This window comes from Brucella cytisi (assembly GCF_038433355.1).
Classification (GTDB): Bacteria; Pseudomonadota; Alphaproteobacteria; order Rhizobiales; family Rhizobiaceae; genus Brucella; species Brucella cytisi.
The window spans coordinates 44,648-57,650 of the sequence record NZ_JBCAUP010000011.1 but is presented as its reverse complement, the minus strand read 5'-3'; the positions used below and the strand labels follow the sequence as shown (position 1 = coordinate 57,650).

Here is a 13,003-nt window from a genome sequence, read left to right as displayed (position 1 = left end):
TCGCGCCTACACCGACCCGACATTACGAACATGCATATCCCCTGACAGCGTCATGTCAGGAGACGAGCGCACTATCTCTTTGTTTGTACGTATTATCCGACGCAAAACCGCTTTGCACTTTTGCTGGAAATGCTCAATTCTCAGCCAGCAGGCGTTCTGCTGCTGCGCGCGCTTCGTCGGTAATGCTGGCACCGGCCAGCATGCGGGCAATCTCTTCCTGCCGCTCATCCACCCCGATGGAACGGATCGAGGTAGACACACGGTCTTCATTGGTCGCAGACTTGGCAATCAGGAAATGCGTGGAAGCACGCGCCGCCACCTGCGGTGCATGTGTGACCGAAAGCACCTGCACGCGCCCGGAAAGCCGTGCAAGGCGCTGCCCGATGGCATCTGCCACCGCACCGCCCACGCCGGTATCGATTTCATCGAATACGAGCGTCGGAGCAGAACCGCGATCAGCAAGCGCCACCTTCAACGCCAACAGGAAACGCGAAAGCTCACCGCCCGAAGCAACCTTCATCATCGGTCCAGCCCGCGTGCCCGGATTGGTGCGCACCCAATACTCAACCGTATCGATGCCTTCAGCCGCCCGTGCTTGCGCGTCAGTGGTCATCTCGACAATGAATTCGGCGCGCTCAAGCTTCAGTGCAGGCAATTCGGCCATCACAGCAGCCTTCAGATGCTCCGCTGTTTCCTTGCGCAAACCGGAAAGCTTGGCTGCCGCCGTGTCATAGGCCACCCGCATTTCGGCCGCCTGACTTTCAAGCTGGATCAGCTTTTCTGCTCCGGCATCCAGATCGGCAAGATCAGCATCCATCTTGTCACGCAGCGCAGGCAATCCCTCTACTGCGACAGAATATTTGCGTGCGGCGGCGCGCAAAGCAAAAAGCCGCTCCTCAACCTGTTCCAGCACGCGCGGATCGAAATCGATTTCGCGCATGGCATGATCTATACCGTCCTGCGCGAGAGCCAGACTGTTGAGCGCCTCGTCAATTGCCTTGCAAACCGGCTCCAGCAGATGCGGCGCTTCCGGGATCTTGCGCTCCAGACGACGCACAAGGCTTGCCAGAGACGGCACAGGTGATCCCTGCCCCGACAGTAACTCACCGGCTTCGTTCACGTCACCCGCGATCTTTTCGGATTTCATCATGATCGCGCGGCGCTCGGCGAGCTCTTCTTCCTCGCCGGGCTGCGGATCCAGCTTGGTCAGTTCTTCAACTGAAGACCGCAGGTAATCGCCTTCACGCTCGGCCTGCTCGACGCGGGCACGATGCTTGGCAAGTGCTGTTTCCGCATCGCGCCAAGCCTTGTGACGCTCGCGAACCACTGCGGCCTCTGGCTCGAGACCGCCAAAAGCATCCAGCAATGTACGGTGAAGATCGGTATCGATCAGCGCGCGGTCGTCATGCTGGCCATGGATTTCCACAAGCCTGCGTCCGAGATCACGAAGGAGCGCGACGCTCGCCGCCTGATCGTTGATGAAGACGCGCGTGCGACCATCGCCCATCTGCAGGCGGCGCAGAATGATGTCGCCATCATCGTCAAAACCGTTATCGCGCAGAAAAATCCGGGCAGGATGTGCGCCCGGCACATCGAACACTGCAGTCACCTGCCCTTGATCGGCACCATGACGCACCAACGAGGCGTCGCCACGCGCGCCAAGTGCCAGTGAAAGCGAATCAAGCAAAATGGACTTGCCCGCCCCGGTTTCACCGGTAAGTACAGACAAGCCTGTCTTGAACTCGATGTCGAGCCTTTCAATCAGAACAATATCGCGGATCGACAGGTGCGACAGCATGTGAGAATCAGCTTATGAGCCGCCGCCGGTGATGAGCGACGAAGCCTTGGCCAACCACGAATTACCGTTTTCGCGTGGCTCAAGACCACCGCTCTGCAGAAGCTTGTAGCTGTCCTTGTACCACGGGCTGTCCGGATAGTTCTTGCCGAGAACCGAAGCGGCCATCTGGGCTTCCGACGTCAAGCCAAGCGCATAGTAGGCTTCGACGAGACGAGCCAGTGCTTCTTCCACCTGACGGGTATTGGAATATTCCTCCACAACGCCGCGGAAGCGCTTGATAGAGGCAAGGTATTCCTTGCGTTCCAGATAATAGCGGCCAACCTGCATTTCCTTGCCAGCGAGCTGGTCGCGGGCGAAGCGGATCTTGGCCTTGGCATCATCCGTATATTCGGAATCCGGGAAACGATCGACCACTTCCTGCATCGCAGCGATTGCGCGACGGCTTGCAGCCTGATCGCGGGTCACGTCCGGAATCTGGCGGAAGTAGGAAAGACCGATGATGTAATAGGCATAGGCCGATTCAGGCGAAGTCGGGTAAAGCGTGTTGTAACGCTTCGCCATCGAGATCGCTTCTTCGTAATTGCCCTTGCGGTAGTTGGTGAAGGCAGCCATCACGAGCGACTTGCGTGCCCATTCCGTGTAGGGATGCTGGCGATCGACGGCGGCGAACTTCTTCGCAGCTTCATCAAGGCGACCTGCGTCCAGATTGGCGAGACCTTCATTGTAGGTTTTGTCGGCAGGATCAATCGTCTCGACATACTTGGTGAGATCGATGTCGTCGTCCTTGCTGGCACAACCGGCGAGCGGGATAAGAACGGCGATAGCGCCAGTCAGCAGCGCGGTTTTCGTCACACCCTTGAATTTGAAACTCGTCATGCGGTCTCCGGCCTTCTGACAGCGTCATTCCTGTTTGGAGCTGCGTGCTTCTAGCACTGCACGGCAGCTCCATCCATACAAATCATTCAGCTTCAGCGAATGTACGAACATAGCTGACGCTGTTTTGGCCGTCCATAAACCACATGCAGGCGAAATCGGCAATCGTCTAGTGGTCTGAATCCGCCGGACGGCGTATCGAAACGCGTAACCAGTGTGAATTGGCCCCGGTATTGGCTACCCGTATGGGTAGTTGCTCCCCGATCAATCCACCGTAGAACGGCGCACCGACTCAATTGTGAGGTGAACCGGCGAACACGGCTCAATTAAGGCCATGCGCCGATACATACTATTTCTTGGCTAAATTTAGAGCGCCCATGGAGCCGCTATATTCGGCTTCACAGCAACGAAATCCGATGCTCTCGAGTTCTGGCGAACACCGGAAGCCTCGACAATATCGAACGCCGTCTTGTCCGACAGCAGCGCCTTCACCGTTTCCGCATTCAGCCTGTGACCACTGCGGTAGGAACGGAAACAGCCGATGAACGGCAGACCGGCAAGTGCCAGATCGCCGACGGCATCGAGCGTCTTGTGACGAACGAATTCGTCCTTGAAACGCAGCCCCCCCGGATTGATGACAGAATTGTCGTCACCAATGACAAGCGAATTGTCGAGCGACGAGCCAAGCGCATGGCCGGAAGCCCAGAGGCGTTCCACATCCTTCATGAAACCGAAAGTCCGCGCGGTGGAAAGCTCCTTGCGGAAGGTCGCTTCGTCCACATCGTCTGCAAACTTCTGCCGACCGATCAGCGGGCATTCGAAGTCGATCTCGACTTCAAACCGCGTACCGGCGAAGGGGCGGAATTCACCCCAGGAACCGCCAGCTTCGACTCGGACCGTTTTCAGAATGCGAATAAAGCGTCGCTTTGCTTCCTGCGTGACAACACCCGCCTCATCGAAAGCTTCGATAAAACGCGCAGACGTACCATCGAGAATAGGAACTTCCGGACCATCAATTTCAACGACAAGGTTATCAATGCCCAGCGCGGCGACCGCCGCCATCAAGTGCTCAACCGTGTCGATCTTGGACTCTTTCGGCCCAAGCGACGTGCAGAGGTCAGTTGCGCCAATCTGTGAGACATGGGCGCGCACTTCCGGCGCCTTGCCCTTCAGATCTGAACGCTGGAATACGATTCCCGTATCGGCATCGGCCGGGAAAAACGTCGCCGAAGCTGGAGCTCCGCCATGAACGCCGACGCCCGAAAGCGTAACCGCACGACCAATTGTCTTTTGATAAGCGCTCAAGAGAGTTCCAATCTGCTGAATAAAATGAATACAGGCCGTTTAAACGGAATTTCAACACAGCCCATTTCGCAATTCTTTGCGTCTATATGGATAGATATAGCTAAAATTGCGACAGGAAATACAGAGGGTTCACCAACTCGTGCTGCCCGGACCATACTCCGTTACAATTAAAATAATAATTTGCGTGACTTGAACAAAATCACGCTTTCTTACGAATGTTTTGATTTTGTTTACTGAAACGAAAAAGCCGCGGGGGTTACCCGCGGCTTTCCTATTCACTCACCGAAATGGCTCAGTTCGACTGACGGCGCAGGAAGGCCGGGATTTCGAGCTGATCTTCTTCCGAAGCTGCGCGCGGCTGCGGACGACCCTGATCATCAAGCTGGCCGCGACGCGGTGCGTAGATGGACGTGTCCTGCTGCGGAGCGCGACGTTCAGCCGGACGCATGCCAGGTTCACGATGCTGAGCCGGTTCCAGACGGGCTGCAGGCTGATCTTCCTCACGACGCGACAGACCATGAGTCAGGCGCTTCAGGAGGCTCATCGGGCCGCGCGGCTCTTCCTGTGCAGGCTGCTGCGGAGCACGACGGGCATTGATTTCAGCTTGTGCAACCGGCGGGAAATCCGAAACGGCAGGCATGCGCGGAGCAGGACGCGGTTCACGAACCGGCTGTTCATGCATCTGCGGCTGCTGGTAGGCCTGTGGCTGTGCTGCCTGATGACCTGCCGGTGCCTGCGGCATCGGTGCACGGGCAACCGGAGCGCGTTCGAAGGACTCCGGTGCCGGAGCCTGGAAAATGCGACTCTGCGGGCGGAATTCCGGCTCAGCAGAAGCCGCAGGAGCTGCCGGTGCGGCTGGGATTTCAGCTTCGGCAGACTGGATCGCCTGGGCAATCGGATCGACCTGACGCGGCTGTTCAACAACCGGAGGACGAAGTGCGCCATGCGGAGCCATTGGCTTCGCCTGTGCAGTCTGCTTTACCGGCTGGCGAAATTCCAGCGGCGCAGGCGCCGCGTCTCCTAACTGCTTATCGATACCGGTAGCGACGACAGAAACGCGGATGACGCCTTCGAGGCCTTCGTCGAAGGTTGCGCCAAGGATGATATTCGCATCCGGATCGACTTCTTCGCGAATACGCGTAGCAGCTTCGTCGACTTCGAACAGGGTCATGTCGCGACCACCGGTGATCGAGATCAGGAGGCCCTTCGCGCCGCGCATCGAGGTTTCGTCAAGCAGCGGGTTAGCGATTGCAGCTTCGGCAGCAGCCATTGCACGGCCTTCGCCGGAAGCTTCGCCCGTACCCATCATAGCCTTGCCCATTTCGCGCATCACCGAACGAACGTCGGCGAAGTCGAGATTGATGAGGCCTTCCTTGACCATCAGGTCGGTGATGCAGGCAACGCCCGAATAAAGCACCTGGTCAGCCATTGCGAAAGCATCGGCGAAGGTGGTCTTGTCGTTGGCGATGCGGAAGAGGTTCTGGTTCGGAATGACGATAAGCGTATCGACGTTCTTCTGCAGTTCTTCGATGCCGAGATCGGCAGTCTTCATGCGGCGGGCGCCTTCGAAATGGAAAGGCTTGGTCACGACGCCAACGGTGAGGATGCCCCGTTCACGGGCAGCGCGCGCCACGACCGGAGCAGCGCCGGTGCCGGTGCCGCCGCCCATGCCGGCGGTCACGAAGCACATATGCGTGCCATTCAGGTGATCGACGATTTCGTCGATACACTCTTCAGCAGCCGCACGGCCAACTTCTGGCTGGGAACCAGCACCAAGACCCTCTGTAACGGCAGCGCCGAGCTGGATCATGCGTTCGGACTTCGACATCGTCAAAGCCTGAGCGTCGGTGTTGGCCACGACAAAATCCACGCCGCGCAGACCGGCATTGATCATGTTGTTGACCGCATTGCCGCCGCCGCCGCCGACACCGAATACGGTGATGCGGGGCTTCAGCTCGGTGATATCCGGCTTTTGCAGATTGATAGTCATAGGTCCTTGTTCCTCTTAAGCCTTACCACCGCTTCGCCGCCGCGGTGTGGATTGGTTGTTACCCAGATGGTCACGCCCCAATAATTCAACACGCTATTTCAACAGCTTACACAATACTTACTACTCAGAAACTCTCTTTCAGCCATTGGCTGACACGTTGAATGCGCCCACCCGTACCGGTCATGAGACCGGAGGAAGCCGCTTTCACCGACCGCTCTTCTATCCCGGCCACCTGCGGGTAAATCAGAAGTCCAACGGTCGCGGCAAAAGCTGCCCCCTTAGCCGCCTCAGGCAATCCCGCTATTCCTAGAGGACGCCCGATTCGTACATTTCTTGCAAGGATTCGCCTGGCTGCCTCTGGCATTCCTGGCAGCTGGCTTGCGCCGCCGGTCAGAACCACACGCTTGCCGACAATATGTCCAAGACCTGACTGGTTAAGCCTGTCGCGCACCAGTTCCAGTGTCTCTTCCACTCTTGCACGGATAATCCGCGTCAGCACCGAGCGCGGATATTGATTGGGTACATCACGCTCATCGTCGCCGATGGGCGGAACGGAGATGAGATCGCGGTCATCGGCAGCGCTCGGCAGAGCGGAGCCATACATGACCTTCAGGCGTTCGGCATCTTCCATCCGAGTGGAAAAGCCGCGAGCCACATCCATCGTCACGTGATTACCGCCGATGGCCACTGCATCGGCGTGAATAAACTTGCCTTCGGAGAAGACGGAAATCGTCGTCGTGCCGCCGCCCATATCGATGCAGGCCGCGCCCATTTCAGCTTCGTCGCCGACCAGAGCGGCAAGACCGCTGGCATAAGGCGTTGCAACGATGGCTTCCACCGACAAATGGCAGCGATTGATGCAAAGCTCCAGATTGCGCAGTGGCGCTGCATCGGCAGTCAGCACATGCATATCGACGCCAAGGCTGTCGCCCAGCATGCCGAGCGGATCGCGAATACCGCGTTCGCCATCGAGTGTGTAGCCAACCGGCAGCGAATGAACGAGGTGACGCTCGGCTGCGAGCGCCTGCTTGGCACCGGCAGCCAGAACACGACGAATATCGGTCTGCTCGACTTCATGGCCGCCCAGATTGACGCTGGCCGTGAAGGTTTCGCTCTTGAGGCGACCGGCTGAAATATTGACGATCAGGCTATCGACGGTCAGACCAGCCATGCGCTCAGCTGCATCAACCGCAAGGCGGATCGACTGCTCTGCCGCATCCAAATCAATGATGACGCCCGACTTGACGCCCCGCGAACGCTGATGGCCGATGCCCAGCACTTCCATACGGTGCGTGCGGCCCGGCAGCAGTGCGCCGCCTTCATGCGGACGCAACCGTGCGATGACGCAGGAAACCTTGCTCGATCCGACATCCAGAACCGTTAACAGGCGCACCTTGCGCCCTGCAGCTCCGCCTTGTGATGATCCCTTGCCGCCCAGAATACTCATACGCGCTTCCCCGTGCGGGATAGTTCTTTTTTACGCTCTGCCAGAAACTTCTGGCGCTGCTCCATGCCACTTGCAGTCAATTGAACAGTCACGCGATCATCGAGACGAAGATCGACCGCAGCGATATCGCGCGACAGAAGGTGCTGATCCTGATCGAGCTTCTCGACCTGCGCGAGCGCCTTCAGCGGATCGGTTTCCGGCAGCATGATGCGCACGCCATTATCCAGAAGCAGGTCCCAGCGACGGTCGCCGACACGGATGTAGGCGCGAACCTTTCCGGCCAGACCCGGATAGGCAGCGATTTCATCAACGAAGCCCTTGACCTTCTTTTCCGCGCCATCACCCACGACGAGCGGCAACGAATTGTAACGGCCCGGACGGAACGGAACGATGGTATCGCCGGCGGCGTCGATCAGCGCCAGATCCTTGTCGTTTTGCCAGATGGCGAACGCCTTGCGTTCATGCAACGAGACAAGAACCGTACCAGGATAAACCTTGCGAACTTCTGCGCTTTCAACCCATGGCAGCTTGTCGATGGATTGGCGCGCTTCTTCAGCGCTCAGACCAACGAGAGATGTCTCGCCATCGAGATCGAGCTGACCCAGAATATCGATATCGGACGTCTCGTGGTTGCCGACGACCTTTATATCCTCAATTGCAAAACCGAGTGTGGAAGCAGTCGCCTTGACCACCTCCGGCGTGTGACCGCCAACCGCCATGCCATAAAGGCCGGTAGCACCAAGGAAACCCAGCATGCCGACAGTGCCAGCATGGCGTGGAATATTTACATTGCCTTGGAAAAGGCGAGCAGCAAAGCGAAACGGCTTGCGTAGGAAACGCGGCAGGACAAAAGCAGCACCCGTCGTTCCCGATGCATCCCGCATCGAGCCCGAGCGCCCATATCCGTCCGATTTTCCGTTCAACGCAAACAAGACGCGTCCTCCACCATCCAACTCAACAATTCACCGAAAGAGATACCAGCCGCTTTGGCGATATCAGGCACGAGCGAGGTAGGAGTCATCCCCGGCTGGGTATTGATTTCCAGCCAGATAACTTCGCCATCATCAGAGAAACGATCGTCGAAACGGAAGTCTGACCGGCTTACGCCCCGACACCCGATTGCCCGATGCGCCGTAAGGGCCATTGTTTGTATTTTTTGGTAAATATTTGGTAAAATTTTTGCCGGACACACGTGAGATGACGCGCCTGCAACATATTTTGAATCATAATCGTAGAACTGATGGCCTACCGGAATGATCTCACACACGTCCATGACGCGATCACCCATCACGGCACAGGTCAATTCCCGGCCGGGAATGTATTTTTCGACCAGAACCTCGGCACCGTAGTTCCACTCAGCCGAACTGATGATTTGCGGCGGATGCGCCTGATCTTCCTTGACGATCACGACGCCAAAGCTCGAACCTTCGCGAACCGGCTTGACCACGTAAGGCGGCTCCATCGGATGCTCAGTGCCGATCTCAAAACGGTTGAGCAGAAGCGAGGAAGCAACAGCAACACCGGCAGCAGCCGCAACCTTCTTGGCGCGGTCCTTGTCCATGGCGAGCGCCGATGCGAGCACGCCCGAATGCGTGTAGGGAATCTGGAGATATTCGAGAACGCCCTGAATAGCGCCATCCTCACCGAAAGGGCCATGCAGCGCATTGAACGCAACGTCAGGCTTCAGTTCGGCAAGAACGCTGGCAACATTGCGATCCACATCAATACGCGTCACGCGATAGCCGCGCTCTTCAAGGGTCGCAGCGCAAGCCGTTCCAGAGGACAAACTGACCGGGCGCTCCGAAGAGAAACCGCCCATCAAAACGGCGACGTGCTTTCCCGTCATGTTAGCATCCCCTCTGCGCAATCCCCTGCGCATCAATTAAACAGAATCCAAGCAACCCAGCAGCGAAGGCCGCAGGCACCCGCGGCAGGAAAATCCTGCCGAATCAAATCACTGTGTGGTTAACCCTAAAGAATCAGAGGATTGATTCCGTGACAAGACCCTATAGAAAGGGACGAACCTTACGCGTCGCTTGTGAAGGCAAAAAAGCCCGGAATATCAGGTAGAAAATCCGGGCAACTTTTTTATCAAAATTTTCCAAGAAACTCTTCTACCGCCTCGCCCTCGCGGAACAAACCGAGACGTTTGATTTCCCAATGAAGGCGAATACCCGAATTTTCAAAAACTCTGGCGCGAACCGTTTCGCCCAAAGTCTCCAGATCGAGCCCCGTTGCGGTGCCTGTATTGATCATAAAATTGCAGTGCATTTCGGACATCTGCGCGCCGCCGACGCGCAAACCGCGGCAACCTGCCTTGTCGATTTCCTTCCAGGCCGATGTGCCTTCCGGATTCTTGAAGGTCGAGCCACCTGTCTTTTCGCGTACAGGCTGCACCGTCTCGCGATGATGCTGCACCTCGTCCATGGCTTGTTTGATCGCTTCATGCTCGCCGGGAGTTCCCTCGAACAAGACAGAGGTAAAAATCAGATCCGGCGATGCTGAGGAATGCCGATAGGCGTAGCCCATATCCGCATTGGAAAGCACATGCACATCACCCTTGCGATCAAGGGCGCGAACCTCCACGACGCGCTCGCGCGTTTCCACGCCGTTGGCGCCTGCATTCATGCGCAAAGCCCCGCCCATGCCGCCGGGTATGCCATGGTAGAAGTGGAAGCCAGCCAGCCCCGCTTCCAGCGCCGCTGCGGCCACGCGCTTGTCAGGCGTCGCCGCGCCTGCCCGCAGCTGCGTCTCAGAAACCTGATCGACTTCGCCGAAGCCTTTTGCGGAAAGCCGCACGACAAAGCCTGGAACACCGCCATCGCGCACGAGCAGATTGGAGCCGATGCCAACCACGAGAATCGGTATCTCTTCCGGCACAACCTTCAGAAATGAGGAGAGGTCTTCTTCATCGGCAGGCTGAAACAGAACCTGTGCCGGTCCGCCAGCGCGGAACCAGGTGATCTTGTCCATGCCGGCATCGGGCGTCAGCCGACCACGCAAGCCCGACAATTTGCCGTCGAGCTTCTTCAGAAGCGTCTCGCCGCTTTCCATCTTACTTCTTACCCTGTTCAGCCAGTTCTTTCGGCAGCGCATATGCCCACTGCGTAATATTGCCTGCGCCGAGGCAGACCACGAAGTCGCCCGGCTCCGCTATCGAAGCAACCAACGGTGCCAGTGCTTCTGGCCCGCTGGCATAGCGTGCATCGCGATGACCTGCGGTTTTGATGCGCGATACGAGCGCCTCGGAATTGATGCCTTCGATAGGGTCTTCGCCAGCCGTATAGACCGGCGCTACGATAACCGTATCGGCATCGTTGAAACATGCCGCGAATTCATCAAAGAGGCTTGCCAGACGCGTATAGCGGTGGGGCTGCACAATGGCGACCACACGACCTTTTGTGGCTTCACGTGCAGCTTTCAGCACGGCGCGGATTTCAACCGGGTGATGGCCATAATCATCGAATATCTCGACGCCGTTCCACGTGCCTGTATGGGTAAAGCGACGTTTCACACCGCCGAACGAACCAAGACCACGACGAATATCGTCGGCCGCGATACCCAGCTCATGCGCAACGGCGATTGCCGCCGTCGCATTGGATACGTTGTGCTGCCCCGGCATCGGCAGACGCAGATCCTTGATCTCGGCTGCCTCGCCCTTGCGCGAACGGATCACGACATCGAACAGACTCGCAGCACCATCCATGCGGTGATTGACAAAACGCACATCAGCCTGCGGGTTTTGGCCATAAGTCACAATACGGCGGTCTTCGATGCGGCTCACCAGAGCCTGCACTTCGGGATGGTCAAGGCACATCACACCAAAGCCATAGAACGGCACATTCTCGACAAACTGCGCGAAAGCCGCACGCACGGCATCGAAATTGCCGTAATGATCGAGATGTTCCGGATCGATATTGGTGACTACCGCGATATCGGCTGGCAGTTTGAGGAACGTGCCGTCGCTTTCGTCGGCTTCCACCACCATCCAATCGCCATCGCCCATACGGGCATTGGTACCGTAAGCATTGATGATACCGCCATTGATGACGGTCGGATCAAGATGCCCGGCATCAAGCAATGCGGCGACCATTGAGGTCGTGGTGGTCTTACCATGCGTACCGCCAATCGCAACCGCATGACGGAAGCGCATCAACTCGGCCAGCATTTCGGCGCGGCGCACGATAGGCAGCAGCTTTTCGCGTGCAGCAACCAGCTCGGGATTGTTTTTCTTGATCGCCGTCGAAACGACAACAACTTCGGCATCACCGATATTTTCAGCCTTGTGGCCGACAAAGACCTCAATGCCTTTTTCACGCAGGCGCTGCACATTGGCGCTGTCGGACTGGTCAGAGCCCTGTACCTTGTAGCCGAGATTATGCAGCACTTCGGCAATACCGCTCATGCCGATGCCGCCAATTCCGATGAAATGGACAAGCCCGATATTCAGCGGCATTTTCATGGCCGAGTTCCTTTTTTGAATTCCTGAACAGATTTACCTGCTGCAATAGCCTCTGCCAGATCAGCAAGCAACTGCGCTGCATCCGGCTTACCAACGCTTTTTGCAGCTTTTGCTTGTGCTTCGAGGCGCTGTGGCTCATTCATCGCAGCCTGGAGTATCTCGGCAAGGCGTTCTGGCGACAATTCCGACTGGCGAACAACCTCGCCACCGCCGACAGCCGCGAGCGCTGCTGCATTCGCTGCCTGATCATGATCGAGCGCGTGCGGAAACGGCACCAACATCGCCGGACGACCGATCACGGTGATCTCAGAAACGGTCGAAGCACCGGACCGCGAAATCACGAACTGGGCATCCGCCATGCGTGCTGGCATATCGTTGAAAAACGGCGCAACGTCAGCGGGAACACCAAGTTTCTTGTAAGCTTCGCGTACAGCGGCTTCGTCTTCCTTGCGGGCCTGCTGGGTGATCAGCAGCCGCGCTCGGTCGTTCTCTGGCAGCAAAGCCACGGCAGCGGGAATGGCAGTCGAAAAGAACTGAGCGCCCTGGCTACCGCCAAAAACCAGCAGGCGGAAACGTTCATCCGCCTTGACCGGTTTGTAGGGCGTTCCGGCTGCAGTCAGAACTGGTGGACGCACCGGATTGCCGGTCGTAGCCGTCTTTTCGGCATGGGTTCCACCGGTCTCAGGCAAGAAACCACCGGCAATCGCCTTCACGCGCCCGGCCAGCCCCTTATTGGCGCGACCCATGACGGCATTCTGCTCATGCACCATCGTCGGGATACCCATATTGCTTGCAGCATAAAGCGGCGGCAGCGTCGGATAGCCACCAAAGCCCGCAACGAGTTTGGGCTTCAGCCTGCGGAACAATTTACGGGAATCGAGATTGCCCTGCCATAGTGACCAGAACGTCTTCAGGAGCGCTATCGGGTTGCGGCCTGCAATTGTTGCCGAACGAATGACATGAACATGATCTTCCGCGAAGTCACCCGCGAAACGCTGCGCGCGCGCATCGGTCGCCAGATGGACGTCCCAACCACGCGCCTTCAGTTCATGCGCCAGCGCTTCCGCCGGAAAAAGATGACCGCCCGTTCCACCGGCGGCCAGTACGATTACGCCTTTTACCATCAGC

At 57.6% G+C, this 13,003-nt stretch carries 10 protein-coding genes; all 10 read right to left on the bottom strand.

What is annotated here, in order from left to right; all coding sequences use genetic code 11:
- Positions 1-133: 133 nt before the first annotated feature.
- The 10 genes from recN to murG all read right to left on the bottom strand — a co-directional run bounded on the left by recN (position 134) and on the right by murG (position 12,999).
- A complete protein-coding gene (recN, locus tag AAE521_RS11945; RefSeq protein ID WP_342061406.1) occupies positions 134-1,798 on the bottom strand; it encodes a DNA repair protein RecN in 1,665 nt (554 codons plus the stop codon).
- Between the two features lie 12 nt (positions 1,799-1,810).
- The gene (locus AAE521_RS11940; RefSeq protein ID WP_010659737.1) at positions 1,811-2,674 is read right to left on the bottom strand and encodes an outer membrane protein assembly factor BamD; all 864 of its coding nucleotides are present in this window, start codon (positions 2,672-2,674) and stop codon (positions 1,811-1,813) included.
- A 363-nt stretch (positions 2,675-3,037) separates the two neighbouring features.
- Entirely contained in the window at positions 3,038-3,976 is a 939-nt protein-coding gene (lpxC, locus tag AAE521_RS11935) for a UDP-3-O-acyl-N-acetylglucosamine deacetylase (RefSeq protein WP_010659736.1), read from the bottom strand.
- Positions 3,977-4,268: 292 nt separating this feature from the next.
- On the bottom strand, positions 4,269-5,966 hold the full coding sequence (gene ftsZ / locus AAE521_RS11930; RefSeq protein ID WP_010659735.1) for a cell division protein FtsZ: 1,698 nt from the start codon (positions 5,964-5,966) through the stop codon (positions 4,269-4,271).
- Positions 5,967-6,090: 124 nt separating this feature from the next.
- On the bottom strand, positions 6,091-7,413 hold the full coding sequence (ftsA, locus tag AAE521_RS11925) for a cell division protein FtsA (protein ID WP_012091753.1): 1,323 nt from the start codon (positions 7,411-7,413) through the stop codon (positions 6,091-6,093).
- Positions 7,410-8,345 carry a cell division protein FtsQ/DivIB gene (locus tag AAE521_RS11920; protein WP_071630027.1) on the bottom strand — a complete coding sequence of 312 codons (936 nt, stop codon included), beginning with the start codon at positions 8,343-8,345 and terminating at the stop codon, positions 7,410-7,412. The genes ftsA and AAE521_RS11920 overlap by 4 nt, the downstream gene beginning before the upstream one ends.
- Positions 8,333-9,259 carry a D-alanine--D-alanine ligase gene (locus tag AAE521_RS11915; RefSeq protein WP_010659732.1) on the bottom strand — a complete coding sequence of 309 codons (927 nt, stop codon included), beginning with the start codon at positions 9,257-9,259 and terminating at the stop codon, positions 8,333-8,335. The genes AAE521_RS11920 and AAE521_RS11915 overlap by 13 nt, the downstream gene beginning before the upstream one ends.
- A gap of 245 nt (positions 9,260-9,504) precedes the next feature.
- Positions 9,505-10,467, bottom strand: a complete 963-nt coding sequence (gene murB, locus AAE521_RS11910; RefSeq protein ID WP_342061405.1) for a UDP-N-acetylmuramate dehydrogenase — start codon at positions 10,465-10,467, stop codon at positions 9,505-9,507.
- 1 nt (position 10,468) lies between these two features.
- Entirely contained in the window at positions 10,469-11,875 is a 1,407-nt protein-coding gene (murC, locus tag AAE521_RS11905; protein ID WP_342061404.1) for a UDP-N-acetylmuramate--L-alanine ligase, read from the bottom strand.
- Complete coding sequence (gene murG, locus AAE521_RS11900) at positions 11,872-12,999, bottom strand: undecaprenyldiphospho-muramoylpentapeptide beta-N-acetylglucosaminyltransferase (protein ID WP_342061403.1); 1,128 nt, start codon at positions 12,997-12,999, stop codon at positions 11,872-11,874. The genes murC and murG overlap by 4 nt, the downstream gene beginning before the upstream one ends.
- Positions 13,000-13,003 lie beyond the last annotated feature (4 nt).

Bases quoted from the DNA above. Each gene is read 5' to 3' on its own strand.
- murB (WP_342061405.1), bottom strand. From the start codon at position 10,467: ATGGAAAGCGGCGAGACGCTTCTGAAGAAGCTCGACGGCAAATTGTCG.
- murG (WP_342061403.1), bottom strand. From the start codon at position 12,999: ATGGTAAAAGGCGTAATCGTACTGGCCGCCGGTGGAACGGGCGGTCAT.
- ftsA (WP_012091753.1), bottom strand. From the start codon at position 7,413: ATGAGTATTCTGGGCGGCAAGGGATCATCACAAGGCGGAGCTGCAGGG.
- AAE521_RS11940 (WP_010659737.1), bottom strand. From the start codon at position 2,674: ATGACGAGTTTCAAATTCAAGGGTGTGACGAAAACCGCGCTGCTGACT.
- recN (WP_342061406.1), bottom strand. From the start codon at position 1,798: ATGCTGTCGCACCTGTCGATCCGCGATATTGTTCTGATTGAAAGGCTC.
- AAE521_RS11915 (WP_010659732.1), bottom strand. From the start codon at position 9,259: ATGACGGGAAAGCACGTCGCCGTTTTGATGGGCGGTTTCTCTTCGGAG.
- ftsZ (WP_010659735.1), bottom strand. From the start codon at position 5,966: ATGACTATCAATCTGCAAAAGCCGGATATCACCGAGCTGAAGCCCCGC.
- murC (WP_342061404.1), bottom strand. From the start codon at position 11,875: ATGAAAATGCCGCTGAATATCGGGCTTGTCCATTTCATCGGAATTGGC.